Source organism: Salsuginibacillus kocurii DSM 18087, assembly GCF_000377705.1.
In the GTDB taxonomy this organism is placed as follows: Bacteria; Bacillota; Bacilli; order Bacillales; family Marinococcaceae; genus Salsuginibacillus; species Salsuginibacillus kocurii.
Map to the genome: position 1 here is coordinate 274,068 of NZ_KB898625.1, position 26,669 is coordinate 300,736.

The window sequence follows — 26,669 nt, forward strand, 5'->3', positions numbered from 1 at the left end:
GACAGTTTTAGCTCATATTTGGACAGTTCGACAAGATTCTTGGACGTTTCGACAAATTTTTGTTACGTTCCCCCTTAAAAGTTGGACGATTCTTCTTTTTGCTGCGGCGGACTGCTCTACCTCACGTATAAAAGCGGCTGCCTCTAACAAGCAGCCGCTTCTTCTGACATTCCTCGTTCCCTTTTATAAATAGATTATGGTATTCTTACGGAGACATTGGTACACGGAGGTTATGCATGAAACGACGAACGAAACTGACTTTCGGTTTAATTGGAAATATCATTTTAGTCATTTTTGGAGCAGGCATCATCCTGACCGAAAATGTAAGCGGCTTTGACTGGTTCCTGCCGGGCATTATGCTCACGATTGGGCTTATCGGCACAATTAGTATTGTAAAAGACTTATTCAGCTCGTCCGCGTCTTAATATAATCATGATCGGAGAAAGCGGCAAAAGACTCCTTTCTCCTTATCTGCCTGCTTACCCTTCCCTTAAAAAAGCTTCGATCTCCTCTTCAGACGACAACTGTTCTATCATCCCTTCTTCATTGAAAACAAACAGCTCAGGCAACTCTTCTACATCGTAAAACGTGTCAATATATGGATGTAGTTCTTCATGAACAAGCAGGTCTTCTGCAAGTAAAAACGAAAATTCCTCGTTTGCTGCCTGCGCGCCATTAACAGCCTCTTTCTCTGGCGTAAATACATGAACTTTTTCGTCTTGATCGCCTTTTGGCCCGAACAAGGCCAGTACATCGTCTTTCTCCGGCTCTTTGACTTGAATGTGAATGGCATTATGAAGCGGCAATTCTTCGGTCATTAGCGTTTCCAGATCTCCTGTTTCTGTGATGTCTCGTTCAAAGTCATCACCGAGCCAGATGTTATACAAATAGGTGTAATCCTCGGCTGCCTCTTGCGGCACCTCTGAACCCTCTGGAGAATAATACGTTGTAAATTCAGCTACATTGAAGCGATACCCTTCAAACACCGCCCCATCAATTCCCAGCTCTCCTTCTTCAAGCAGAGTTTCTTTTGTAATGCCGGCCCGGGCTTCCGATTCTGCTCCGCTTTCAGCTTCGACTGGTTCTTCTAATGTGCTCACGATGTCCGGCTCTTCGTCTGGCAGTGTAGAGTCCCCGCCTCCGCAAGCTGTCATCATCAATATACTTCCTATAAGTAAAGTGGCCCGCCGCACCGTTGAACACCCTTTCTTCTATCTACATCCTCAGTAAGTTTCGCCTATTCTCTCTTTTGCTGTCAAGGGAACCCTTCCCATGCCTCTGAGTAGATCTTTCTAATTAAACGTTTGTTTAAAATTTCCAATCATTTTTCGGTTTTTAAAATTATTCCGGCTGAAGTGAGTGATTTTAAAACTTCTGCTCATACTAAGAAGCACTCAACCTTACTTACATTCATGTATTCCTAATTGACGGATAGAGAACGGAACACCGCACAGAAGATGTGAAGGAGGAAACAGTTTATGAGCAAAGTTTCAGCTGTCTTTTGGGTCGCTATCAGTATTCTTTTTGCGATCGTAGTTTTTGGGGTGGTGGCGCCGGACTTTCTCGAAGACACCACGTATGCTATGCAAGACTGGATTGCCAACACGCTCGGCTGGTATTACCTACTGATCGTTTCCGGATTTACACTCGTTTGTCTTTTCTTTGTCGTGAGTCCGTACGGCAAGATCAAATTAGGAAAGCCGGATGATGAACCGGAGTACCGGAACTCCACCTGGTTCGCCATGATCTTTTCCGCCGGGATGGGGATCGGCCTTGTCTTCTGGGGAGCGGCTGAACCCATTTCGCACTACATGGTGGATGCGCCCATCTCGGTAGAAGGCACAGATGAATCCATTCTTGAAGCGATGCGGTTTACCTTTTTCCACTGGGGCATCCATGCCTGGGGGATTTATGCCATTGTAGCTCTCTGCCTTGCTTATTTTAAATTCCGAAGAGGAGCTCCAGGACTTGTCAGCGGCACCTTGTCCCCTTTACTGGGCAAATTTTCAAAAGGTCCGGTTGGCGGCCTTATAGACGTTATCGCAGTGACGGCCACGGTTATCGGGGTGGCAAGTACGCTCGGGTTCGGGGCCGTGCAGATGGGCGGGGGGTTGAACTACTTGTTTGCTTTAGGTGAAGGCTTCGGTGTTCAGCTCATCATTATCATCGTTGTCACCGTGCTGTTTATGCTCTCTGCCTCTACCGGGCTGAACAAAGGGATTAAATATTTAAGTAATGTAAATATGACCCTGGCTGTGCTCATCTTTGCCTTCATGTTTATTTTTGGGCCTACCGTCTTTTCGATGAACTTCTTTACCAATACCCTTGGCACCTATATTCAAAGCCTTCCGAGCATGAGCTTTCGCATTTCACCACTTGATGCTGACGAACGAGAATGGATCAATAACTGGACCATTTTCTTTTGGGCCTGGTGGATCGCTTGGTCGCCTTTCGTAGGTTCATTTATTGCCCGTGTATCCAAAGGGCGTACGCTACGTGAATTTGTCCTGGCTGTATTGTTCGTGCCATCGATTGTTGGCTTCCTTTGGTTCTCCATCTTTGGCGGGGCAGCTATTTACCTTGAGACCAACGGGGTAGCAGCTATCTCTGAACTGGCGACCGAAGAAGCATTGTTCGGTGTATTTGATGAATACATGTTCGGTATGGTGATGTCAATTCTTGCGATCATTTTAATCTCTACTTTTTTCATTACTTCCGCGGATTCAGGCACATTTATTCTCGGTATGCAAACGACCGATGGTTCTTTAACGCCGCCACGTTTGGTAAAACTTGTCTGGGGGCTGATGTTGTCCGCAACAGCAGCGATCTTACTATATTCCGGTGGACTGCAGGCGCTGGAAAATGCGCTTATAATCGCCGCTCTGCCCTTCTCCATCATTATGATTTTGATGATCATATCACTTATTAAAGCGTTGCAAGAAGAACGTTCCAAAGTAAAATCCTAGTTGGCCGGCTTGCAGGCGCCTCGCCTAATTTGGTTGTTCATATTCTTAACAAACTAAATGGAGCTGTCCATGATGGAGAGCTCCATACTTTTCCGGCATTCCTTTACCGATATTACAAAGTAGTTATAACTCTTTATACATGTAATAAATGTCCACAGGTCCATCACCTGAATTTTTAAAATAGTAATGACGGTTTCTTTGATAATTTAACGCTTCATAATCCAAATGATTCATGCACTCATCGCTTTGGACACGACAGCAAATATAGTTATTCCCCTTTTCTTTAGCCATCCCTTCCAAATAACCAATTAATTCTTGTTCTATTTTATGTCCGCGATATTCGATCACAACAGACAATTTATAAAATTCAATGTGATCCTTTTTTTCTGTAAATTGTACCGCTCCGGCAGGGCCGGCTGGAACGTAGTATATCAGAGCTTGAGAGGTACTTGATCTTAACTCTTGCTCAAGTAAACTCGAAGGCTCAAAACTTTCCTTTGGAGGGGGGCTTTGTTTACGGGAAGCCCAGTTGTTATAAGCTAAAAGTTTTAAAACAAGGTCCGCGTCCGCAGGTGCCGCATGCTGTATCGTCATATTTCCCCTCCCATACTTTTCTTCAGTTGACTTTGCTCCTCGTTGTTTCCGCACCGGGGCTTATTCTTTTTTTCCTGTTATGAGACTCTTTTAAACGAGCTACATTCTTTATCATAATACTTCCATCTTCACAATCTATCGTTGCGATAGAAACCATCTCCTTGTCTCCATTAACGTAAATAACTGCCAGGCTTACTCCACCTCAATACCAGGCTCCTGGCCTTAACTTATTCCGAGCAACAAAACCTACCTTGTGAAATATGAAATAAAAGCTTATGATATTATATACACGAAGAATTTTCTACCTAAACGTGGAAGCTTCTGTTTCTTCCAAAAATAGGCCCTGATAGCTCAGAGGAAGAGCAACAGCCTCCTAAGCTGTAGGTCGCAGGTTCGAATCCTGCTCAGGGCGCCACTCCTCCTTTTTTTCTATAACCCGACCGCCACCCTTTTCTCTAATTCCTGCTTAAATTGGACAAATTTCACCAAAGCTTAAGAAACGTAGCAGATGTTCCCCTCATACCAGGACTAATCCTTATTTTTAGTAATTAAGACTACTAGGAACCTTTTGACCCAACCGGGTATTTTTATTACATTATGGGAGTTACACATAACGTAGTTCCAACTAATAGGAAGCAGGAGGCGACTGGTGTGAAAAAGCATACCTTGCTCTGGGACAAATTGTTTATCGTGAGTACATTGGTGCTTAGCGCGTGCGGGGAAGAAGAGAGCGCAGACGATACAGTGGACCCAGCTGAAGATGAAGAAGAAGTTGAGGAGGAGTCAGGAGACGAAGAAGCGGAAGAAGACGCACCCGCTCCTGAAGATACCGACCCGATCGAGATTGGTTATAACAATTGGGCAGAAAACATTGCCGTCTCTAACATGTGGAAGCTTCTGCTTGAAGAAGAAGGGTATGAGGTAGAATTGACCAATTTAGAAAAAACGGGAGTGTTTGCCGGCGTAGCCAGCGGTGACCTTGATATCGGTACCGAAGTTTGGCTCCCGCATACCGATGAACCCCACATTGAAGAATACGGTGATGACTTTGCGATCCAAGACTTATGGTATGAAAATACTGAGCTAGGGCTGGTCGTGCCCGAATATATGGAAGATATCGAATCGATTGAAGACCTGCATGAGTATGAAGAAGAACTCAATCAAAACATTGTCGGCATTGAGCCCGGGGCCGCGCTGATGGAAAATACGGAAGTGGTTCTTGAAGAATATGAGCTTGATTATGATTTGCAATCGTCTTCCGAACAAGCGATGATGACGGAATTAGATAGTGCGTACCAGAATGAAGAACCAATTGTAGTCACTTTATGGAGTCCACACTGGGCATTCGCTGACTACGACCTCAAATATTTAGAGGATACAGAAGGAATTTACGGGGAAGCGGACGATATAGTCTTTATTACAAGAGAAGGCTTTGACAAAGAGTACGCACCTGTCATCGAATGGATGAACAATTCTTTCTTTGATGACGAATCGTTGGGCGAATTAATGTCAATCATTAATGACCTCGAGGACCCAGAAGAAGGTGCGGCGGAATGGATTGAAGAAAACCGCGAGCTAGTAGACGAATGGATTGATTAAAAATGGAGAAATCAGCCGCGAGGATAAAGGTCACGGCTGGTTTTTTCATGGGCAAGAGAACAACAGAGATATATTTTCTCGCCCAGTTACGAAAGCAGCGGTGGCAGGTGGTGATAGGGACCTCCTGGATAGAAGCACTGACTCAAACCACTCTATTGAATACTTACATTTAGCTACAAAACGGATTATATGTGTTAGCCCAAGGCGCGTTTTTCACCGGGCCTGTCCTTCGTTTCTGCAGCGTCCCTACTCTCTACCACGGTGAGCTTTCTCTACTCCTGATCTTTCGGAAGTTTAAAGGCCGGAGAAAGGGAAGCGTAGTCTCCTGCTAACCGGGCTAGCGGCTTCCACTCGTCAATGGCTGTTCGGTAGTTTCCTGCATAAGCTTCATCGTCTATGTGTACAGAAACCACTTCCCCAAGCACAAGGTGGTCGCTGCCTACAGGAATGATCTGGTTGAGCTTGCATTCAAAGGCAATAGGCGAAGCTTCAACAATCGGAATGTCCACTTCTTTTGCCTTCACTGTTTTCAGGCCGGCCAGGTTAAACTCGTCAACTTCAGGGTCAACGTGTTTGCTGGATTCATGCATTTGATTACCGAGCGCTTCTGGCACCACTTGGATGACATACTCTTCCTGCGCTTCGATATTTAGGAGCGTGTCTTTCGTGGTTCCTTCTCGTTCAGCCACACCCGGTCCAATCGATACTAACAAAACAGGTGGCTGCCTAGATGCTACCGTAAAGAAGCTAAACGGCGCGAGATTGTAAACCCCCTCCTTGCTTTTCGATGAAACCCAGGCGATAGGGCGCGGCACTACCGAACCGATCATTAATTTATACATTTCTTGGACTTCAAGATCCTGTGGTTGAAACGTATGGGCGTTTTGATGAGGCATACATAAACTCCTTTTAAAAGTGACGTACATACGGCTTTGACCCCACGCTCGCCTAAAAGACACTCAAGCTCTTCTTCCTCTTTAATCGTAGAAAAGATTGAATAAAAAGACAACTATTTAGTGAATGAAGATTTCATTTCTTACAAAAGCTGAATCAATTTCATAATGACGTTTTATAAGAATAAACGAATACTATTTATTTTTTATTTACTATATGGAATTTAAAAAGTGACTGAAACGTAAGACGGCGACTCCCAGAGGATAAAGCGCAGTCTGAAGATCCACTTTTCCGATGGCTTTACATCGAAAAAGTGAGCTGAAGACAAGCCCTCGGGAATGCGCCGGTCTGAAGTGAAGGTCACATTCATTATTCCGCTTTGAATATCTTATTTTGAATGATGAAATTGATTCAAAAGCTATTATAATAAATGATATGAACATGTACCTGATTCAATACTGAGACAAATTAACTGACCTCAGTAAAAAACAGGAGGCGATTATATGACAACTTCCCAACTTACTGTTGCTGCCATTCAGATGAAAGCGACCCCCTTTACTAAAGAAACAAACCTCCAAAAAGCCGAGCAATTAATCGAACAAGCTGCTCGACAGCATGCTTCGCTCATCGTACTCCCCGAACTTTTTTCTACCGGTTATGCGGTAGCCGTACAGGATCAAGCGTTAAGTGAACCGATTCCAGGCCCTACAACAACACGGTTACATACAATATGCCAACGGTTCAACATCACAGTGGCTGGCGGCATAATAGAACAAAGCAGCGTAGCAGGTGTGCTGTATAACACCACTGTAGTGATCAGTCCAGAGGGTGTGACGGGTAAGTATCGCAAAACGTATTTGTGGGGAGACGAAAAAAACCGTTTTCGAGCCGGTACACATACTCAACCTTTACTAGAAGCCGCTTCGCTTAAGCTGGGCACTCAGATCTGTTATGAAATCGGGTTCCCAGAACCTGCGCGCGCGCTCACTACAGCTGGAATCGATTTGTTGCTCGTCAATGCCGCTTTCAGCCAAAAGCGTATCTATGCGTGGGACATTGCTACACGGGCCCGTGCCTTGGAAAATGGACTGTTTGTTATTGGTTCAAATCAAGCGGGCACCGACGACTTCTCTGCTTTCGGTGGCCAATCTCGAATCGTAAACCCGCAAGGCCAGGTAGTGGTTGAAGCCACAGCTGAAGATCAAGCCATTGTGACAGAGATCGACTTAAGCGAAACACCTTTACAGCGCCAGGACCTTCCTTATTTAAGAGATTTAAAATGACTGGTTAAAAATAGTAAAAACGCCAGCATATAAATGAAGAGGTCTAGTTATATCGTTCAAAATTAGCAGCTTCTTGCGCCCCCTTTTTCCGGACTTACACCTGGTCTTCTTTTTAGAGCGAAGACTACGGTTTTAAGTCCGGCTCATACATACGTTTTTGGTCTCTGCTTTCTCAACTATATCTGTGACACCGACATTAAATCTGTCACTTTATCTTCTTGATCCTCGCAAAAACAGCTGCTTGATGCCTCTCAAACCTCAAATGGATCTCTTGAGAACTCCTCTTTTTTTGTATTCTTTACCTTATCCCCCTTTACGAACACATGATTTTTAGTTAGTATACTATTTAAAGCGTAATGATTACGATTTTCGTATGGAAGGTGATGAATTTGGCAAAGAAATCAAAAATTGCAAAAGAAAGAAAGCGGCAAGAACTAGTGGCAAAATATGCGGACTTGAGGAAAGAATTAAAGGAAAAAGGGGATTATGAAGCGCTTAAAAAACTGCCGCGTGACTCCTCCCCTACCCGTCTTACGAGAAGATGTGAAATGACAGGCAGGCCCCGTGGTGTGATAAGAAAATTTAAACTTTCTCGCATTGCCTTTAGAGAACTGGCACACAAAGGACAGATCCCCGGGGTAAAAAAATCAAGTTGGTAAGTCGGCAGCTAGTAGAAAAAGCGCTCCCCTATGTACGTAGGGGAAGCGCCTTTTTCACGTCAGCTGTTCATGATTGGTTCCTTCTGCTTACTTACACGCTTTATCATTTGTTTCGCCGCATACAATCCGGACGCCCCGGCTTGAGCCAAGCCGCGCGTAATACCGGCTCCGTCACCACCGCTGTATAGGCCGCGGATTTCGGTCTCCATTTCTTTACTTAAATGCGGACGCGCCGAATAGAACTTCGCTTCGATTCCGTAGAACAACGTATGATCTGAAGCGATGCCTGGCGTTACATGATCAAGCGCTTCAATCATTTCAATTAAACTTTTCATCGTGTTGTACGGAAGTACGAGCCCTAAGTCGCCCGGCACAGCTTCATGCAGTGTCGGCTCTAAAAAGCCTTCAGCAATCCGTTTCTCGGTAGAACGCCGCCCTTTTAATATATCCCCGAACGTTTGCACAATCACACCACCGTTAGAAAGATCATTAGCCCGCTGACAAATGTCACGCGCGTACTCGTTCGGTTTATCAAACGGCTCGGTAAACGTGTGCGAAACGAGCAGTGAAAAGTTGGTGTTATTTGAACCAAGAGCCGGATCTTTGTACGCATGGCCGTTTGCCGCCATTACTCCGCTGTGGTTCTCTACCACCACATGCCCGGACGGGTTGCTGCAAAATGTGCGGACACGTGTACCGGAGGAAGCGTTATATATAAACTTTCCTTCATATAAATGTTCGTTAATCTCGCGCATGACGATGTCCGAGGTCTCTACGCGGACGCCGACATCCACCTGGTTATTCTGCATGCGCAGGCGGCGCTTTTTCAGCAAGTCTGTCAGCCACTTGGAACCGTCACGGCCCGGCGCTACAAACACGCACTTACTCGTAAGCTCCGTGCCATCACCTAACACAATCCCTTTGGCAACGTGTTCTCCGTCTTCTTTTTCCGTAATAAGATCTTGCACTTCGGTTTTAAATTTCATTTCCAGCCGTGGCTTTAAGTACTCATAGATCGATTGCAAAATTTTAATGTTTTGTTCAGTACCGAGGTGGCGGACTTGCGCGCGCAAGAGTTTCAAACCAGCGCTAAAACCTTTTTGTTCAATTTGGCGGACCGCTTCTGTCGTCGGGTCGGTAATCGATTCGGTCGCTCCGTGCTCTAAGTTAATAGCATCCACTTCTTCAATGAGATTCATCACTTCTGAAGGCTGCAAATACTCAGTGAGCCAGCCGCCAAATTCAGTTGTAATATTAAATTTCCCGTCACTATAAGCACCCGCTCCGCCAAAGCCATTTGTGATCGAACAGGCTGGCAGACAGCCGGCAAATTCCTTTTTACCAGCTGGCGGCGGGCAGAGCTGAATCTTTTCTTCTAAGATCGGACAGCTGCGTCGATAAATATCATGACCTTTGTCAACTAGCAAAATGTTAGCATCCGGTTGGCTACGTACCCATTCGTACGCTGCAAAAATACCCGCTGGACCTGCTCCAACAATAATGACATCATACGTCGACATCTTCATCTCTCCTTTTACCTTCTCTGTTTCGCCTTCTGTTTGGAAGGAAAGACACTCACAATGTATGTGACAATAAAAAACCTAACCACAAACAGATAGACGTATCCATCTGTTCGTAGTTAGGAATTATCGGTCCCCTCTAGAAACTCTCAAACCATATTTTTGAGAATATACGAACGTTTCTTTACGATTCATTTATAAAATCCGAACCTTTTCGCCACAAAGGTGACAATCATTCACTTACAGCATTATTATAATATAAACACAGAAGATGTCAATTCCATTTTCTAATATTGTTCGCTTTTTGGTAAAAAGAAGCGTTTTCTTATTTTTATATTTTGTTTTTTTAACCAAAACACGAAAATAACAGAGTGTGTCAGTATCAGAAGGCGCATATTAACTCATAAATACGTGAGTGCTTTGCCCAAGCTAAAAAAAGACCAGATGAACATATGCTCATCTGACCTTCGCTCTTTTCTGCTGCGATTCTTATAGACATTTCCTTAGCTTGTCGCCCAGTGCCCCACCGTCGACAGAATCGACTTGTGTGGAAAATGCTGTTTAAAGATCTCGTAATATAAAAGCTCCTGTTTCGAGCGGACCCATTCATTTTCTGTGTTAGCCCTGGCAACATCTGTATCTGTGTATTGCTTATCAGCGTAACTTTCCAAAATATCAAGTGCACCGCTGCCTTCAGAGAATTCCGCTTTGTCGCGCCAAATAATATTGTCCGCGAGTTCGCCGTCATAGGCTTTGCGCAGAATCCATTTTTCAATTTCATTTTCTCCTAACTTCAGCTCTGCCGGCACCTTTAACACATACTCGATTAATTCGAGGTCCAAGAACGGAACGCGCAATTCAAGCGAATGCGCCATGCTCATCCGGTCAGCACGCTGTAAGTTTATGTTGTGCAGCGTATTGATAATGCGGATTAACTCTTTGTTCAGCTCTGTCGTACTTTTAATTCCTTTTAAATAGCTATAGCCGGAAAATAACTCATCTGCCCCTTCCCCGGAAAGGATTACTTTCACATGCTCAGCTGCGAGCTTGGACACAAAGTACGTCGGAATAGCGCTGCGAACGAGAGATGAGTCGTAGGATTCTAAGTGATAGATGACTTCCGGAAGCGCTTCGACCAACTCTTGTTCAGTATAAATATATTCGTAATGCTCAGTGCCGATTTCTTCTGCCACTTCCCGGGCCCGCAGCACGTCTTCACTGCCTTCACTTCCAACACAGAACGACTTCAGCGGCTGCTTCATTTTACGCCGTTCGTGCGCAAGTTTAGCAATTAAACTACTATCAAGACCGCCACTTAACAACACCCCTACTTCCACGTCAGCCATGAGACGTTTTTCCACGGCATTGCCCAACCGTTCGCGAATGCCTTCGATCATTTGCGGCACGTCGTCTTCTGAAAAGATCTCATCGGCAGCTGGCTGCTGAATATGGCGGTAGGCGACAAAGCCTTCTTCCGGCGTATAATAATGACCGGCAGGAAATTCATTCACATCGTCTGTGACCACATAGAGTGTCTTAACTTCTGAAGCAAACACCATGTTGCCGTTCTCATCTTCTCCGTAATAAAGAGGTTTGATGCCGAGCGTATCCCGGGCTGCCATGAAAGTTTCATTTTTGTTGTCGACGATTACATAGCTGAACATGCCGTCTAAACGCTGAACCGAGCGGGCCCCTTCTTCTTCATACCATTTTAGCGGCACTTCACTATCCGATTTTGTTAAAAAACGAGTCGTAGCCGGCAATTGCTCCTGCAAGGTGCGATAATTATAAATCTCACCGTTGGCCACAATCCACTTTGTCTCGTCTTCATTAGAAATCGGTTGTTTCCCTTCGCGGACTCCAACAATCGATAGGCGTTGATGCCCGAGATGAAAGGAATCCAGCTTCGTGTCATCCCCTTCATCCGGTCCGCGGTGAGTCATCGACTCCAGCACGCGTGTCATTCGTTCTTGATCGATCGTTCCAGTCATCGCAAATATCCCGCACATCTTTCAATCACTCCATATTTTTAGTTAGCTTTCTTAGCGTTTCTTCACTTTGTCCTTCGGTACAAGCCAGCCGAGCTTCGCACAAACGGCAATCAGTACAATCCAGGCAGTTAGCAGCCCGAGCATAAACGGAAGTCCTGCCCCTGCTATGATAAGTACTGGACCGAAAGTGATTATGGCGACTTCCACCGGAACCATACCCGCGTAACCGAGCGCGTAATCATCCAGCGTGGAGCTTTCATTGTTCGGGTCAACAATGCGCAGGAGAGCTACTCCCATTGCTACTGTCCCAGTGGACCAGCCGAAACCGAAAATTCCATTTTCAAACCAATTTGGGTGGAACACCCGCGGAGCAACAAAATGAAAGATCCCATACGCCCACAATACCCCAAAAATGAATAAAGCAATCAACGGCAAGGCGTAATCCGCCACAATGGCAAGGTCAATAGATGTTATCCCGAAAACGACGATTAAGTCAGTTGCCGTTCCGCCAACCCGGTTTACAACCCGCTTGTCCACATAATAATCGGCATTGGATTGGCGTAGGAAATACTGCGCGACCAACCCAAGGATAAAAGCGAGACTTAAGAGCGGAAAGGAGAGGTTGGGGAACCAGCCTTCTAGCACTTGCTGCAGAAAATAACTAATCAGCACGACCCCACCGATAATAGCAGCGTGAAAAAACAAGGGATCGACCGTGTTGCTAGAAACTGTGTCCGTTCCAGAAGAAGCCCGGTCTTCTTCTCGTATCAAGCCCGTCCGCAAATCATCCGGCAGGCTCTGAAAATCTGAAATAAAATTCGCCTGTCCGCGCCTTGTGTTTCGTTTGATAATAAACAACCCACCGAGCACAGCTGACAGGAGCCCGATAGTAGCTGCTGTGTAACCGATGTCGGTGATCTGCTCCCAGCCCTGGGCATTAAACACTTCACCTACTGCAGCTGCTGTGCCGTGCCCACCGACAAAACCGGCGCCCAGCGCAAAGCCAAAGCCAGGTGGAAGCTCCCAAATATGTTCTAAAATTAAATACGATACAACCAGCCCTGCAGGCCACATAAGTAATGTAATCGTCATGGAATAAACCCACATATTCCGGACGTTCGAAAACTTCTCTTTCCAATTTATCTTTGCCGCCCCGATTGGAATAGCAGCAAACACAACCGCTATCAAAACCGTCGGATAATCAGCAATTAAATCAGAAAATGGAAGAAAGCCTATCCCGTTTGGTCCTAATAGAAGCCCGAGCATGCCAGCAATAAAACTAGCTGGAATAAACAGCTTCTGAATCAATTCAATCTTTGCGCGCAGGACCATTCCAACAAGAAGAAGAAGTGAGATAAGTCCCAGATCAATGGTCAGTTCTTCAATAGACAACGCGGAACCTCCTGTTTTATCTTTTACCAAAATGAATACTGTGACATGAGCAAGCTCGGCTGTTATGTTTTTTGCGCTTGCCCTCTTCGGTTCCTGACCCTTTTAGTGTTTGAATTCCCACTGCATCATATTCCTGAACCGGGTGTAATTTTAAGGGAAGTGCCTGACTTGCTATGCTATACAACGACTTGCACTTCAAAGCTGGGAGATCGCCAGAAGGCAGTAACACGTACCCGCCCTTAAACGTCAGGACCTATTTCAAGTAATGCCCTAACAAAAAAAGCTCCACTAGGGGAGATTCAAAAATGTAAGTATGCAAAATGTAGGTGTCATCATTGCAACTGACCATTTCCCAACAACTGCTCCAGTTCGTTTCTCATTAACTTGAGAAAACGTTCCTCTATTGGCTTCCCTCTATAGCAATCAGTGCGTTCTTCCCTGCGTATATACATTTACGCTCCTTCCTGTCTTTTTTTGACCATTCCTCTATAAGTTTACTACCCCGTTTCGACAAAAACCAAACTGACTCTTTCCTTACCACAGAAGAAATCGCCCGCTAATGACACCTAATCATAAGCAGGACTCATTTATCTCACCTATTGCCTCACCCAGCTTCGAATATAGCCCCGTTTATTTAGTTGATACTCAATCACCCATTCGTTCAGCAGAAGAATGGTTGAAGTTGGAGCGAGGAAATGATACCTTAAAGTAGAAAGATCGTTCTATATAACTGAAGGAGAAGTGAATGACATGAGTCGGTCTGTTAAAAAGGATACATTATTAAAAGTAGCTGAATCGCTTTTCTATGAGCACGGTTTTCGTGGTGTAGGATTAAAGCAAATCATAAATGAAGCGAATGTAGCAACGATGACGCTTTATAATCATTTTTCTTCCAAGGAGAATTTGATTGAAGAAGTGCTAAAGCAACGGGAAGAACGGTATTGGTCCTATTTAGACGCACATGTAGAAATGGAGTCAGATTCCCCTTTCATACTTGCGGCTGAAGCACATGGTCGCTTTTTGAAAGAAGAATCCTACAAAGGGTGTATGTTTTTAAGAGCCATAGAAGATTATGGGGAAATGGATAATAACATAGAAAAAATAGCAAGAGGACACAAACAAAAATTGCTCGAATATTTTCAGCAATTGGCTCATAGAAAAGGAAAAAATAACGAAAAAGATTTAGCTAACCAATTTACATTGCTGCTTGAAGGAACCACTTCCATGACGCCCCTGATTGGCGCAGAGAAAGCAACAGAGTATTCAATTGCGATGGCGAGGACACTTGTCCAACATACATCGTAATTTTTTTCACCAAGTTTAGAAAGGTCGTTCTATCTATCATTGTTATAGAATGTATAGTTGGAAATGTTCAACGTTCGTTTTACCGGAGTTACGAAAAGCGAGAGGCGATTATGAGACACCACATCATAGAGTTGAAATTTTTTCAACAGAAGACAACAGCCAATTGCTCAACTAGTAGCAGCAATTGGCTCAAAGGAAAGGGAAGGTAACGACGTCGAGGTGGCGCAGAAAATACACCCGTCATTTTTTTCACTAAATTAGATAGGTCATTCTATATAATACGTTAATTTAGGATGGATAGTATGAAATTTTCAACGTTAGTTTTACCTGGGATTACCATGATTGCAGTTACGTACGGACTGGCGAGGTTTAGTTTTGGGCTGCTTCTCCCTGATATCAACCAATCCCTTGAAATGTCGGAGTCGGTATCAGGGACGATTTCTTCTTTGTTTTACTTAGCTTATTGCTTTACGATCGTCTTCTCCACTGTGATTACCACAAGAGAAGGACCAAGAAGGATGATCCTTTTAGCTGGATTATCTGCCTTTGCTGGCTTGCTGTTGATGTCTGTAACGCCAAATCCATGGGTTCTAGCATTAGGTGTTTTGTTAGCTGGAGGAAGCACAGGTTTGATATCTCCTCCTTACGGCGCAGCGATCTCGCTTTGGATGCAGCGGGATAAACAAGGGAGAGCTAATACATGGATTAATTCAGGCACAAGTTTCGGCATAGCCCTTTCTGGATTAGGAGCGATTTTACTCACACCACATTGGAGACTAACCTATGTGATCTATGCTGTCTTAGCCCTTCTAGTATTGATCTGGAATTACCGGGCAATTCCGAAACCGGAGCAGAAAGCAAATAATGTGGTGTTTGAAAAAGGGAACCTCTCGATAAGAGGGATAAAAGGGGGGTACCCTTTAATTTTTGCCTCTTTGACCTTAGGGATTTCCACAGCGGCGTTTTGGACATTTTCCCGCTCTTTTATAGAAGTGGCTGGTAATTATAGTGACTGGCAGTTATCAGGGTTCTGGGTGGTCATCGGAGTATTTGGTGTACTGGGTGGATTCTCTGGTTCTCTCATTGAAAAAGGTGGACTGCCTTTTGCTTATAAATTAGGGAGTGTATCGATTGCTTCAGCATCAATTATTTTATCTATTGAACCTGGAAACTGGCTTATGTCTTACGCGTCGGCTGGTATTTTCGGCGGCTCTTATATTTTTTTAACAGGCGTTCTGCTGGTGTGGGGCATTCGAGTATTTATTAAGAACGCTTCATTAGGCATTGGCATTCCCTTTTTGCTCTTGGCAGTGGGGCAAGTCATAGGGGCGTTGTTTGCTGGAATGCTTATTGAGAACTGGGGCTACACTCTTTCTTTTATACTTTATGGCTTAGTAGGCTTGGCGGCTGGCCTTATAGGACCGAAAAAGAATGCGCGGGAACGTACCTAAACAAATGTAAGAAATCAGGCTGTGCCACAAGCTTTTTATTTAACAAGATTATTTGTCCTTTGATGGAAGGATATGAAACAATAGAACTACAATCTTAACTGTTCATTTATAAACACCTATGTATCGACTGTCCTGTAACGTTCAGCTACCTTGAAAGCAATTTTTCCCTGGTTCTATGTATGACTATTTTTTCCTGCTCAGGAGGGTCTAGCGATGACAGCACAGCGAGCAAACCGTTTAATCCATGAAGCTTCCCCGTATTTACAACAGCACGCTTACAACCCTGTAGATTGGTTCCCTTGGGGAGAAGAAGCCTTTCAAAAAGCGAAAAATGAAGGGAAAGGAATTTTTCTGTCAGTCGGTTATTCAACCTGCCACTGGTGTCATGTATTTGAAAGGGAATCCTTTGAAGACGAAGATACGGCAGAGCTTTTAAATAGACATTTTGTCTCTATTAAAGTGGATCGCGAGGAACGGCCGGATATCGACTCCATTTATATGACAGCGTGCCAGGCGATGACTGGCCGCGGCGGCTGGCCTCTCTCTGTTTTTATGACTCCGGGCCAAGTTCCTTTTTATGCGGGCACGTATTTTCCAAAAGAAGAAAAACACGGGCTGCCTGCGTTTAAAAGCGTGATCCAACAGCTGGCGCAAGTCTATCAACAAGAACCGGAACGGATTGAACAAACGGGAGGAAAAATCTATGATGCGCTGCAGAAAGCGCTGGCTACCGAGGAAAGCCGTACGCTTGACCCGAAGCTCCCAGAGCGCGCCTTTACCGCTCTCTCGCGCAGTTATGACCCTGTAAACGGCGGATTTTCCAGCGCGCCCAAGTTCCCGCAGCCGCAGCACTTTCAGTTTCTGTTACGGTATTTTCACCATACGGGCAAACCAGCCGGTCTGTCCATGACTGGCCATACGTTAAAAATGATGGCGAAAGGCGGCATCTTCGACCAGCTTGGCGGCGGCTTTTCCCGTTATTCGGTTGACCAGTATTGGCTTGTCCCCCACTTTGAAAAAATGCTCTATGACAATGGCTTGCTTTTGCATTCGTACGTCGAAGCGTATCAAGTGACCGGGGACCCCACCTTTTCGGCTACCGCGAACAAAATCATACAGTATGTCCTTCGTGATTTAAAAGACACAGGCGGCGCTTTTTATGGGGCCGAAGACGCAGACTCTGAAGGCGTAGAAGGTACGTTTTATGTGTGGACGCCTGAGGAAATTATTGCTGCAGTCGGCGAAGAAGACGGTTCTTTGTTTTGTGATGCGTATGACATTACTGAAGAAGGAAATTTTGAAGGAAAATCGATACCGCATGCGTTGTTAATCGATAAAAACATGCTCGCAGACAAATATGGACTGACTGAAGAGAAGGTGACAGAAAAGCTCGAAGACTTGAAAGCAACACTTTTTCGAAAGCGAGAAAAGCGACCGCGTCCTCACCTTGATGATAAAATCTTAACCTCCTGGAACGGTCTCATGATCGGTGCGCTGGCAAAAGCGGGCCGCGCATTTCAGGATGAAGGCTATACCGAAGCGGCCGACGAGGCGCTATCGTTTATCGAAACCAACCTTTATCAAGGCAATCGCTTAATGGCCAGACATCGCAACGGGCACACGGCCCACCGCGGTTTTATCGAGGATCATGCCAATTTGCTTTGGGCATATATAGAACTGTACAAAACCAAGTTGCAAGCACGTTTTCTACAACGGGCCAAAACACTTGCCACGCAAATGATCGCCTTATTCTGGGACGACGCAAACGGCGGCTTCTTCTTATATGGACATGACCAGGAACAACTGCTGGTTCGCCCGAAAGAAACGTTCGACGGCGCCATGCCTGCAGGCAGCAACGTAGCAGCTGTCCAGCTCCAAGAATTATCACAGTTAACAGGCGATCCAGCATTTGAACAGTATGCGAAACGAACCGCTGAAGCGGCTGCCACCTCATTGCAGGACTATCCGCATGGCCATTCACATCTTATGCAAAGCGTCCTTCTGGAAGAAATGGCTTCCATTGAAGTTGTCGTCGCTCTTCCTCAACACGAAAATCCAAAGGAAGACCCCTTTATTCGCGACTGGCAGCAAGGGTTTTATCCGCATGTCCGTGTCCTTGCGAAAATAGAAGGAGACGAAGAGTTAGCAGAAGCTGCTCCTTTTGCTGCTGATTATGCCCCTAAAGATAACCAGGCAACGTATTACGTCTGCCGTCACTTTACCTGTGATCAGCCCGTCACCGACCCGGAATACGTCTGGAAAAAAATTAGCGAAGAAACCGGGTAAGAGGTAGATAGAGAATGAGTCGACTAAACAGTCAGCCCTTCAATTCTTTTAACCTTTTATAATCAATAAGCATTGGCTATACTAGAACTAGACTTCATACCGAGGGAGCTCATCCTGCCAATCTATGAGCTCTTGGTTGAGGAAACGGGTAAAGGAGAACCTAGTATGAATAACCATAAAACAACTAAAGCTAACCAAACCTTCTTGTTTTCTACCATTCTGCGCTCAGAAAGCGGATCCTATCGCGCACTGCCGGTCGTTATAGTCAGTACCCTCGTATTTGTAGCGTTTGTGCTGATTAGTAATTCTTTTCTTACAGAGGGCGATCCCTCTTATGTTGGAGAAGATGATGTAGAAGATTCACCTGGCGAAGTACCGGAGGAATATATGGATGTTTATCTTGAGGCCGCTGAAACCTACCAAGTCGATTGGTCAATTCTAGCGGCGATCCATCGGGTAGAGACGAGTTTTTCAGAAGCAGATCCGATGGTTAGTGAAGTGGGCGCCGTAGGTCATATGCAGTTTATGCCTTGTACATGGACAGGCTGGGGACATCCGAGCTGTGATGATGTAGGAAAAGGAGAGATTCCCGAAGAGACCAAACGTGACCCAGACGCAATCGCGATGTACGGCGGGTACGGGGTCGACGCCAGCGGGGATGGACAAGCAAATCCATGGAACATTGAAGATGCCGTCCATTCTGCCGCCCGTTATTTGCAAGCAAATGGGGCTTCTGAAGGGGCAGTTGAAGAAGCCGTATTCGCCTATAACCGGGCCGACTGGTATGTTGAAGATGTCCTCACATATGCCGAAAGCTACGCTAATGAAGCATCTAGCAGCCCCACAGCTAGTGAGACAGCTACCATTTTTGAAGATTAACTAGGCGCGAGGCGGAGATTAACACATGCCCGTCGTGAAGGTAGTGACGCTATGAGAAAGGCTTTCACTAGCGTTGCAAAACTTGTCACAGGTTCTTCACTCGTTGTGTGACCATTCAATATAGTGATTTCAGTACTTGCCTCCAAGCAGATATTTTCACCCCGGGCACAAGGCAGACTTCGATTTGGTCTTTACTTCGTTTGACCTCGTCGTGTTTTCTTTACCGCAGATAGCGGTTTAATTCTTGTCATGCGTAAAAACCGCTTACTGCGGCGTCATAAACCACTCACTTTTTCGGCAGCAGGCCGGTTGACAATAACCTGCTGCCCCTTTTTTCAAGAAGTCAGAAAACGATAGACCTATCCTCTCCAACCCACTTCTGGAAATGACCTACTCCCCCGCAGTTTCAGTTCTTCCCGATTTTACAGCAGACGCTGCGCATCCAGTTGATTCGTCCACTCAACCGCTTCATGATAGCTGTCTGTTACATCTTCTTTCGTTAAGCCTAACTGGTGTTGATATACATTAACCTTCTCCCAGTCCCCTTCTTCGTGTTTGTGAAAAAGCTGATAAATGGGGAAATACCGGTTGACTTCTCCTAATAAGACAGCCTTCGTCTCTTCAGGAAGTAAGAGGGTATCGACAATCTCATCCATCGGTTGATTGAGCAGCCGCTCCATGATGGAGAACATGCCCACAATAAACAGTTGAGAGCTTTCAGTCTGAAACCCTGCCCGCACAGCAAGCTGCTCAGCAAATTTGGCTCGAACGAGGCTGAGTGTCATAACTTCATCCGGATGATGAGGACGCAGCCCTTGCAGGGCGAGAATGGAAAGCCATTTTTGCAGTTCCTTGATGCCCAACATAACAACAGCCTGATGGACAGAATCCACCTTGCCTCTCGTAATAAATGCACTCGAATTCATCAGCTTAAACAATTTATAAGTCAGGGACACATCCGCTTCAATGTGTTGAGAGATCTTTGTCATATCCGGGTCTTGTTCATTTACCGCTTGAAGCAAATGCACATAGCTTAGCGAATGAATCGGGAGGTCAGCCGCTGAAACGATGTCCGGCTTACTAAAGAAAAATCCCTGAAAATACGTGCATCCTAACGTTATAGCTTCTTCAAATCTTTCTTTCGACTCCACTTTTTCAGCCAGGAGGGTTTTCTTCACGTTAAGGAGCTTAGCAGCCATCTCTTTGCGCTCAGCTTCGGTCGTTAGTAGAAAATCGATTTTTATAATATCCACATAAGATAAAAATGGGTGATCTATCATGGCAGCTGTGACATCATCCATCGCAAGCGTATAGCCAAGTCCTTTTAGATACTGCAGACGCTCAATAATTGCCTGGCTTACCGGAACATCTTCAAGGATTTCAATCACGAGCCGATCGGTAGGAAAGAGGAGGGGCACGTCGGAAAGAAGTAGTCGTTCGGTAAAATTAATAAAAAAACATTTGTTATTCGTCAGCGTTTCAAGTCCGATGTTTACGAAACTAGCAGACAACACATCTGCGGTCGCTTGATCTCCATCGATCGGTTTTCCTTCATGCATCTCTTCATTGCGATATAGTAATTCGTATGCGTATGTATGTAAGTGCTGGTCTAAAATTGGTTGTCTCGCCACTAAGACATCCACATTACTTCCCCCCTTTGCCCCTGACCCATTGCCTATATTATATAGTATTTTGTTGACCTTTCACAACATGCACTAACTTTTTATCCGCTTTTATGTATAATTATAGAATTTTATGACATCCATTGTACTAATTGTTTGTACACAAGAAAGATCATCTACGTAATCGCAGAACGAAATAAACCACCATTATTCTACAATGTGAGCACTACGCCTACTCATATTACAACCTAGTAGAAAAGAAAAAGCTGCGTTGAGAAGACGTTTTGTCTACTACGCAGCTATTAAATGTTTTCTTACTTCATTGATATGGTTTCCGTCCAGTTAAATTCATCTTGTTTGTCACCCGTTTGAATGCCGGTAATCGCTTCATACAAGCGTTTTGAAAGCTCTCCCGCCTGTTGGCCGTTTACGGCGATTTCTTCTTCTTTCCATTTTAATGTACCTACTGGGGAAATAACCGCTGCCGTCCCTGTTCCGAAGACTTCTTCTAATTTCCCTGACTGGGAAGCATCATAAATGTCTTCCATTGTAATGTGTGCTTCTACCACTTCGTAACCCCAATGATGAAGCAGTTCGATCACAGATTTTCTCGTAATCCCTTCAAGAATGCTTCCATTTAAAGCCGGCGTTAACACTTTCCCGCCTATTTTAAAGAAGATATTCATGCTGCCTACTTCTTCTACGTACCGATTTTCTACCGCGTCAAGCCAAAGAACCTGATCGTATCCAAGCGCTTCTGCTTTTGACTGAGCTTTTAAGCTAGCTGCATAGTTTCCGGATGTCTTAGTAAAGCCGACCCCGCCTTTTACGGAACGCACATATTCATCTTCAACATAAATAGAAACCGGCTGCATCTGCTCCCCGCTCGCGTAATAAGCTCCCACCGGTGACATTATGATCATGAGCGTATAGTGAGCGGAAGGTTTCACACTCAACGCTGCTTCTGTCGCAATAACAAACGGCCGAATGTACAGAGACTGACCTTCTTTGGTTGGTACCCACTCCCGGTCTACGTGCACAAGCTGCTTCAAAGCATCAACCATAAAGTCTTCATCTACAGGGGGAATGGTCATCCGTTCATTGGACTGGTTGAGTCTGCGGAAGTTCTGTTCCGGCCGAAATAAAACAATTTCTCCATCCGCATAATACGCTTTTAACCCTTCAAATACGGCTTGTCCGTAATGAAAAACAAGCGAGGCCGGGTCCATGGTAAGCGGTGCGTATGGAGTAATGCGCGGGTCATGCCACCCTTTCCCGTGTGTATATTCAATCACAAACATGTGATCTGTAAAATGCTTGCCAAATTGCAGCGCATTGTAATCCGGCTTCTCTTTTCGCTCTTCTACTTGATCAATGCGTACTTCCATCTCGTTGTCGCCTCCTACGTCATAGATTATTTCGTCTCCCTTTACTTTACCAAAGATTTTGCCAAATCGGTATGACTATCCGTTTAAAGCAATAAAGAAATTTTCGTATTATTTATATTCTTTTCATAAAAAGCGTGCCATCAACCAGGTTACTGTTCATAGAATCAATGAACAGCCGGCCGGTTTGTAGACAGCTCTCCATCAACCCGATATACTAACGGACGAAAACAATAAATGCTAGCAATTCTACAATCTAGCAGAACGGAAAGGATTAGGGCTATGTTTTTAGAACTAGAAAATATTTGGGGCACTCTCGGATTCTTTTTACTATTAATTGCAATTATCTTTGTGGGACGTACAAGCCGCGGCCGCAGTACCCAGCGTAAATTTTTGCTGGAAAGACTGGAAGCCGAAGACCCGGCTTATAAAGCACTGCTGCCAAAGGTTGAGCTCTTAAAGCGGGAATTTCAGCTGCGCCAAAGTATGGATACGTATTTTATGATCCTATTAGTGGCAGGTCTTCTTTCGTTCAGCCGCTACTTCTGGCCGCCGATTGAAGCAGAAACGTGGCTCGCTTTGGTCAATCTATTGCCACTTCTCTTTTTCACGGTGTTTATTATCGTCGGTGCCCGTTATTTAATGATGAAACGCCAGCTCGGCCTTCTATTAAAAGAAAAATATCAACTGGAACTAAACGAGACCAAAGCCCCGAACAAAACGAAAGAGAAAAGCAGAAAAGAACTCGACAACCTCTCGCCGTTTAAAGAACACCGCATCCTTCAAACTATGCAAGCCTTTCGCGAACGCGCCGGCAAAAAAGAAAACTTCACAAGTGATGAAGCGATTCATTACGAAAGATAAAAACCTATTAATCAAGGAGCTGTTCTAAAAAAGACAGCTCCTTTTGCCTCGCTTGTTCCAAAGTGTACGAGCGCCGTTTCTATTTTTCTTTCTTCTACATAACATATGATGAACCATTGATTATAAAAGAGTTTAAATCGTTAACTCAAAACGTTTCCTCCTTCACCATCAAACTATTCAATTCATATCCACCTTACGAACAACGTTGCTTCATCGTTATAACTCCAAGCAGAAGACACCTCAATGGTTCAGGTTGAAAATAAAGGCTGGTACCAAAGAAATGGAGAAGACCGTGTCCCCCTGAAGTAATCGGACTAACTATTACAGCAGATGTCTCTGGCCCTAAGGAACTTCAGTGGCTGCCTGTAATTACGCAAGGCTGGTGTCCCTCCTATACGAACAGGGTATATCAGTGCAATGAATTCAATTTCAAATTGAAGATCAACAAGCTTGTTTCTATTGCTCCACAGCTCAGTTTTCAATTGTAAAGCTCACTCCTAAAAGAACGGATGCATTTAATTATAAAACAGCCGCAAGCTTGCGTTTCGGCTGTTTTTTTGTGGGCAGAAAAACCGCTTGACCGCTTCCAAGAGTTTTTACTCTTTTAAGCTATGATGATGCTTAAGTCTACAGGAGGCTGTTGGAAGTAGGTGACGTCCGGTCGTGTTTAAAATGAAGATGCCGATTTGATGGCCTGGGGGAAGTATCACTCTTTCATCTGATTTCAACGCCGCTCTTTGCCCCGCCTTTAAACAGGTATAATCACCAAAAAAAGGGCTGCCCGCCTGGACAACCCTTTCCTCCTTCTACCTGTTAGTTTCCTCTTCAGTACCTCTTTACCCCCTACCGCAGCTTAAATTTCTGCGCTTCCACAAAGTCTTTCATGTACGAGCGCCGGTCTTGTTCGAGCAGACGCATCATCTGCTCACTCCACGTCTCAACGCGCGGGTTGCCGGATCGCTCCTGGTAATACGCTTTCACCGTCGCGTCAAATTCATCAATGCCCGTTTTCTGCTTTGTGACATCTGACTCGTACGTATTTTCGTGATAGATATGTTCAAATGGCAGGCGCGGCTTTTTCGAGGATTCATGCGCCGGCACGCCCACTGCGAAGCCGAAGAGCGGCAGCACGCGCTCAGGCGTTTCCAGCACTTCTTTCACCCCTTCTAGATTGTTGCGAAGACCGCCAATGTAACAGTAGCCAAGCCCGAGCGACTCTGCTGCCACTGCCATGTTCTGCGCCGCCAGTGTGGCATCAATCACCGCCACCATGAACTGCTCCGTTCCTTCAATGGAAGACGTAATCTCACGCTCTTTCCACTCTGCGATTTTTTCATGGCGGTAATAATCGGCGCAAAAAACGAAGAAGTGTCCGTTGTCCGCGACATATGGCTGGTCCCCGGCAATCTTGGCCAATTGTTCGCGTTTTGTCCTATCGGTTACACCGATGATGGAGTACGCCTGCACATAGCTCGATGTCGGCGCGGCCTGCGCTGCTTCTACAAGCGTGCGAACCTGTTCCTCTGTCAATTTCTCGTCTTTGAATTTTCGAATCGAACGGTGGTTTAAAATCGTCTCAATCGTTTCATTCATACAGCATCTCGTTCCCTTCTCCATTAGTTACTCCACCTTTAGTTTACCGAAAATTCAAGCAAGCGAAAAGGCAGACACTTAACAAAAGCGTGCCGATTCCGTTCTGTTCAAAGGAGGAAGCACAGTTTTTTTCGCCTACCCGGCAGCTATGGTCATTTACTAATCATTCGAAGAAAAATACTGATCATTCTTGCTGATTTACTAATCATTCGACGGAATTTACTAATCATTCTCTTGCTTTATAAAGAATCGCCAATATTATCAGCCGAACGCAAGAAACACCGCTGACTCTTCGATCACAGCGGTGTTTCTTTCAATCGTTGTTTTAATGGCTTACTCAGCTGTTTCCATCTGCCATTCAGCTTCACGCCGGTGGTCGGTGGCCCCTAAAAGCTCATCTTGTTCACGGTCGATCGCCAAAGCCTGAACCGAACCAAAATAGAGCGGAGTAGGAGGGTCACGAAGCTCACTGTACCCAATGGCCATCAACTCTTCTCGCTGCTCAGGCGGAGGCTGCTCCTCCATAATGAGAGCATCATCTTCTATATGAAAGCGATTAGCTTCCACTGCTTTCTCTAGGTCTGTTCCTTGCGCCCAGTCTGCCACCACTTGTGTTAGCATAGCCGGAATCCGCTCACCTCCCGGGCTTCCGATCCCCATGACTGGCCCTTCTTCATCCGCAATCATTATCGGTGACGACCAGGTGATCGAACGGCGTCCGGGCTCCGCTTCATTGTTATCTCCTTGCCCGATGCTGAACCTGGCCATTTGATCATTAAAAAAGAAGCCTTCCGAATATTCGCCCGACCCCCAGAAACTTGTCAGTGTATTCGTCATAGAGACCACTGTTCCTTCAGCATCCACAGCCGTAATGTGGGTGGTGTTCGGATCAAAGCCACCGTAAGGCTGCCCAGGATCAACAGAGAGCAGGCTGTCGCTCGACAATTCTTCAGCCAATGACGCGTTTCGTTGGGCATCTGTCATGTTCTCAACCGGCACATCAACAAAACCGGGGTCTCCGAAGTCCGTTTCAAGAAACTGGCGTGACAGGTTCCAAGACATCGCAATATCATGGAACCAGTCTATGCTGTTTCGTTCTGCTTGCGCGCTGCCCCGTTCTTCGATGAGTTGAAGCATCTGAATGACGCTAGCGCCAGGAAGCGGCGGAGGTGCACCGATCACTTCGTATCCCGCAAACTCTCCAGAGACTGGTTCATGCTGACCCACCTCAAAGTTTGAAAATGATTCCATATCAAGTCCTTCCACCTGGGAAGCAAGCCCTTCGGCGAAATTTCCTTCATAAAATGCTTGGCCTCCATTGTCACGGATTTCCCGCAGGGTCTCAGCCAGCTCAGCTTGTTCAAGTGTTTCACCGGCGCCCAAAGGAGCACCGTCAGGGTAGAAATGATCAAGCTGCTGCACCGGCAGACGAGCCTGTGCTGATTGAAGCTGGGTGGCAAGAAGATCTGAGACTTCAGAACTTTCAGCTAGTTCAATGGCTGGGTCCAGCAGGGCTTTCCACTCAGCCGCCCCGTAGTCAGCATGTAACTCTGTCATTCCGCTCACAAAGCCTGGCACACCTATATTAGATGCAGGAACCCCGCCCTCGGGCACCACTTCACGGTAATCATACGCCTCTGGCTCTTCTCCCTGCTCTTGAATCAAGGTCACGCCACCGCCGCCGATCCCAGAAGCAAATGGTTCCACCACCGACACCGCATAAGCAGCTGCAATCGCCGCATCAGCTGCGCTTCCGCCGTTTTCTAACACCTCCATGCCAGCATCAACTGCAGCCGGATGTCCGGCGTTTACTCCGTAAGAAGACGGGCTGTCGGCTTCCTCCCCTTCCGAACCGTTATCAGCATCCTTACTGTCCGGACGCTCCTCAGCCTCTTCTTTCTCACCCTCAGCGTTCTCCTCTTCCTCTTCAGTATCATTTTCCTCGTCTTGAGGTTCTTCTGGTTCGTCACTCAACTCTTCATCCGGGGCACAACCGCTTGTTACCAAAAACAACAATACAGCGGCTACAAGAATATAGCCTCTATGACGATAATAGCGCCTTGGGTCAATCCTTTTCGGCCTCACGGACACTTTCTCTATGTAGAACATGAGACACTCTCCTCTCCCTGTCCGTTATAGTGCTTAAAAAAGCCATCTACCACTTTCGTTTTCTATTCGAGCATCAAGTGAAGCCAGCTATATGCTTAAGTACCTTCTAGTCTTCCCCCTTTCTTTTTGTTGGTAGTCTTCACTTGCCGTTTTCTTTCCCTCATCTTCTAGCATTCAATCACCTTACTGTTAAAGAAGTAAATAAGCATCACTTCTCCTTATGACAGTTCTTATATCAATTTACAAGCTTATCAACTTAAAAAAGTCTTACCACGAG

General features: G+C 45.5%; 20 protein-coding genes, 1 tRNA gene and 1 riboswitch. Of the genes, 11 read left to right on the forward strand and 10 right to left on the reverse strand.

Features of this window, described 5'->3' with window-relative positions; translation table 11 throughout:
* Positions 1 to 236 precede the first annotated feature (236 nt).
* Complete coding sequence (locus D469_RS0107960) at positions 237 to 425, forward strand: hypothetical protein (RefSeq protein WP_018922861.1); 189 nt, start codon at positions 237 to 239, stop codon at positions 423 to 425.
* A gap of 54 nt (positions 426 to 479) precedes the next feature.
* On the opposite strand, the gene D469_RS0107965 is transcribed toward D469_RS0107960, so the two are convergent.
* Entirely contained in the window at positions 480 to 1,157 is a 678-nt protein-coding gene (locus D469_RS0107965) for a hypothetical protein (protein ID WP_018922862.1), read from the reverse strand.
* Positions 1,158 to 1,478: 321 nt separating this feature from the next.
* Between D469_RS0107965 and D469_RS0107970 the strand changes: the two genes are divergently transcribed.
* A complete protein-coding gene (locus D469_RS0107970) occupies positions 1,479 to 2,966 on the forward strand; it encodes a glycine betaine uptake BCCT transporter (RefSeq protein ID WP_018922863.1) in 1,488 nt (495 codons plus the stop codon).
* 123 nt (positions 2,967 to 3,089) lie between these two features.
* Here the strand turns inward: D469_RS0107970 and D469_RS0107975 are convergent, their stop codons facing one another.
* The gene (locus tag D469_RS0107975; RefSeq protein WP_018922864.1) at positions 3,090 to 3,560 is read right to left on the reverse strand and encodes a GNAT family protein; all 471 of its coding nucleotides are present in this window, start codon (positions 3,558 to 3,560) and stop codon (positions 3,090 to 3,092) included.
* A gap of 340 nt (positions 3,561 to 3,900) precedes the next feature.
* Between D469_RS0107975 and D469_RS0107985 the strand changes: the two genes are divergently transcribed.
* Positions 3,901 to 3,975 (forward strand) — tRNA-Arg (locus tag D469_RS0107985).
* Positions 3,976 to 4,211: 236 nt separating this feature from the next.
* Positions 4,212 to 5,159, forward strand: coding sequence for a glycine betaine ABC transporter substrate-binding protein (locus tag D469_RS0107990; protein ID WP_018922866.1), 948 nt, complete (start codon positions 4,212 to 4,214; stop codon positions 5,157 to 5,159).
* A 272-nt stretch (positions 5,160 to 5,431) separates the two neighbouring features.
* On the opposite strand, the gene D469_RS0108000 is transcribed toward D469_RS0107990, so the two are convergent.
* Positions 5,432 to 6,055, reverse strand: a complete 624-nt coding sequence (locus D469_RS0108000; RefSeq protein WP_018922868.1) for a flavin reductase family protein — start codon at positions 6,053 to 6,055, stop codon at positions 5,432 to 5,434.
* A 501-nt stretch (positions 6,056 to 6,556) separates the two neighbouring features.
* On the opposite strand from D469_RS0108000, the gene D469_RS0108005 reads away from it, so the two are divergent.
* Both D469_RS0108005 and rpsN read left to right on the forward strand, forming a co-directional pair.
* Positions 6,557 to 7,336, forward strand: coding sequence for a carbon-nitrogen hydrolase family protein (locus D469_RS0108005; RefSeq protein ID WP_018922869.1), 780 nt, complete (start codon positions 6,557 to 6,559; stop codon positions 7,334 to 7,336).
* A gap of 389 nt (positions 7,337 to 7,725) precedes the next feature.
* Positions 7,726 to 7,995 (forward strand): 30S ribosomal protein S14, encoded by a 270-nt coding sequence (rpsN, locus tag D469_RS0108010; protein WP_018922870.1) that lies wholly within the window; start codon positions 7,726 to 7,728, stop codon positions 7,993 to 7,995.
* A gap of 59 nt (positions 7,996 to 8,054) precedes the next feature.
* On the opposite strand, the gene D469_RS0108015 is transcribed toward rpsN, so the two are convergent.
* The 3 genes from D469_RS0108015 to D469_RS0108025 form a co-directional block, all read right to left on the reverse strand.
* Complete coding sequence (locus D469_RS0108015) at positions 8,055 to 9,515, reverse strand: NAD(P)/FAD-dependent oxidoreductase (RefSeq protein ID WP_018922871.1); 1,461 nt, start codon at positions 9,513 to 9,515, stop codon at positions 8,055 to 8,057.
* A gap of 96 nt (positions 9,516 to 9,611) precedes the next feature.
* A riboswitch (purine riboswitch) is annotated at positions 9,612 to 9,711 on the reverse strand.
* A gap of 307 nt (positions 9,712 to 10,018) precedes the next feature.
* Positions 10,019 to 11,524 (reverse strand): asparagine synthase B, encoded by a 1,506-nt coding sequence (asnB, locus tag D469_RS0108020; protein ID WP_018922872.1) that lies wholly within the window; start codon positions 11,522 to 11,524, stop codon positions 10,019 to 10,021.
* A 33-nt stretch (positions 11,525 to 11,557) separates the two neighbouring features.
* Entirely contained in the window at positions 11,558 to 12,898 is a 1,341-nt protein-coding gene (locus D469_RS0108025) for a sodium/glutamate symporter (protein ID WP_018922873.1), read from the reverse strand.
* Between the two features lie 750 nt (positions 12,899 to 13,648).
* Here D469_RS0108025 and D469_RS0108035 point away from each other — a divergent pair.
* The 4 genes from D469_RS0108035 to D469_RS0108050 all read left to right on the forward strand — a co-directional run bounded on the left by D469_RS0108035 (position 13,649) and on the right by D469_RS0108050 (position 18,819).
* On the forward strand, positions 13,649 to 14,203 hold the full coding sequence (locus D469_RS0108035; RefSeq protein WP_018922875.1) for a TetR/AcrR family transcriptional regulator: 555 nt from the start codon (positions 13,649 to 13,651) through the stop codon (positions 14,201 to 14,203).
* Between the two features lie 302 nt (positions 14,204 to 14,505).
* A complete protein-coding gene (locus D469_RS0108040; RefSeq protein WP_018922876.1) occupies positions 14,506 to 15,654 on the forward strand; it encodes an MFS transporter in 1,149 nt (382 codons plus the stop codon).
* Between the two features lie 213 nt (positions 15,655 to 15,867).
* The gene (locus D469_RS0108045; RefSeq protein ID WP_018922877.1) at positions 15,868 to 17,940 is read left to right on the forward strand and encodes a thioredoxin domain-containing protein; all 2,073 of its coding nucleotides are present in this window, start codon (positions 15,868 to 15,870) and stop codon (positions 17,938 to 17,940) included.
* A gap of 165 nt (positions 17,941 to 18,105) precedes the next feature.
* The gene (locus D469_RS0108050; RefSeq protein ID WP_018922878.1) at positions 18,106 to 18,819 is read left to right on the forward strand and encodes a lytic transglycosylase domain-containing protein; all 714 of its coding nucleotides are present in this window, start codon (positions 18,106 to 18,108) and stop codon (positions 18,817 to 18,819) included.
* Positions 18,820 to 19,241: 422 nt separating this feature from the next.
* Here D469_RS0108050 and D469_RS0108055 read toward each other — a convergent pair whose 3' ends face one another.
* Together D469_RS0108055 and D469_RS0108060 are read right to left on the reverse strand one after the other, a co-directional pair.
* Entirely contained in the window at positions 19,242 to 20,462 is a 1,221-nt protein-coding gene (locus D469_RS0108055; protein ID WP_018922879.1) for an EAL and HDOD domain-containing protein, read from the reverse strand.
* 293 nt (positions 20,463 to 20,755) lie between these two features.
* A complete protein-coding gene (locus tag D469_RS0108060; RefSeq protein WP_018922880.1) occupies positions 20,756 to 21,829 on the reverse strand; it encodes a branched-chain amino acid aminotransferase in 1,074 nt (357 codons plus the stop codon).
* Positions 21,830 to 22,108: 279 nt separating this feature from the next.
* On the opposite strand from D469_RS0108060, the gene D469_RS0108065 reads away from it, so the two are divergent.
* Positions 22,109 to 22,690 (forward strand): hypothetical protein, encoded by a 582-nt coding sequence (locus D469_RS0108065; RefSeq protein ID WP_018922881.1) that lies wholly within the window; start codon positions 22,109 to 22,111, stop codon positions 22,688 to 22,690.
* 843 nt (positions 22,691 to 23,533) lie between these two features.
* Here D469_RS0108065 and nfsA read toward each other — a convergent pair.
* A complete protein-coding gene (gene nfsA, locus D469_RS0108070; protein WP_026286160.1) occupies positions 23,534 to 24,283 on the reverse strand; it encodes an oxygen-insensitive NADPH nitroreductase in 750 nt (249 codons plus the stop codon).
* Positions 24,284 to 24,616: 333 nt separating this feature from the next.
* Entirely contained in the window at positions 24,617 to 26,392 is a 1,776-nt protein-coding gene (locus D469_RS19900; protein WP_018922883.1) for a gamma-glutamyltransferase family protein, read from the reverse strand.
* Positions 26,393 to 26,669: the final 277 nt, after the last annotated feature.

Coding starts and splice junctions, on each gene's coding strand:
- D469_RS0107960 (WP_018922861.1), top strand. CDS start 237: ATGAAACGACGAACGAAACTGACTTTCGGTTTAATTGGAAATATCATT.
- D469_RS0107965 (WP_018922862.1), bottom strand. CDS start 1,157: ATGATGACAGCTTGCGGAGGCGGGGACTCTACACTGCCAGACGAAGAG.
- D469_RS0107970 (WP_018922863.1), top strand. CDS start 1,479: ATGAGCAAAGTTTCAGCTGTCTTTTGGGTCGCTATCAGTATTCTTTTT.
- D469_RS0107975 (WP_018922864.1), bottom strand. CDS start 3,560: ATGACGATACAGCATGCGGCACCTGCGGACGCGGACCTTGTTTTAAAA.
- D469_RS0108000 (WP_018922868.1), bottom strand. CDS start 6,055: ATGCCTCATCAAAACGCCCATACGTTTCAACCACAGGATCTTGAAGTC.
- D469_RS0108005 (WP_018922869.1), top strand. CDS start 6,557: ATGACAACTTCCCAACTTACTGTTGCTGCCATTCAGATGAAAGCGACC.
- D469_RS0108015 (WP_018922871.1), bottom strand. CDS start 9,515: ATGTCGACGTATGATGTCATTATTGTTGGAGCAGGTCCAGCGGGTATT.
- asnB (WP_018922872.1), bottom strand. CDS start 11,524: ATGTGCGGGATATTTGCGATGACTGGAACGATCGATCAAGAACGAATG.
- D469_RS0108035 (WP_018922875.1), top strand. CDS start 13,649: ATGAGTCGGTCTGTTAAAAAGGATACATTATTAAAAGTAGCTGAATCG.
- D469_RS0108040 (WP_018922876.1), top strand. CDS start 14,506: ATGAAATTTTCAACGTTAGTTTTACCTGGGATTACCATGATTGCAGTT.
- D469_RS0108045 (WP_018922877.1), top strand. CDS start 15,868: ATGACAGCACAGCGAGCAAACCGTTTAATCCATGAAGCTTCCCCGTAT.
- D469_RS0108050 (WP_018922878.1), top strand. CDS start 18,106: ATGAATAACCATAAAACAACTAAAGCTAACCAAACCTTCTTGTTTTCT.
- D469_RS0108060 (WP_018922880.1), bottom strand. CDS start 21,829: ATGGAAGTACGCATTGATCAAGTAGAAGAGCGAAAAGAGAAGCCGGAT.
- D469_RS0108065 (WP_018922881.1), top strand. CDS start 22,109: ATGTTTTTAGAACTAGAAAATATTTGGGGCACTCTCGGATTCTTTTTA.
- nfsA (WP_026286160.1), bottom strand. CDS start 24,283: ATGAATGAAACGATTGAGACGATTTTAAACCACCGTTCGATTCGAAAA.
- D469_RS19900 (WP_018922883.1), bottom strand. CDS start 26,392: ATGTTCTACATAGAGAAAGTGTCCGTGAGGCCGAAAAGGATTGACCCA.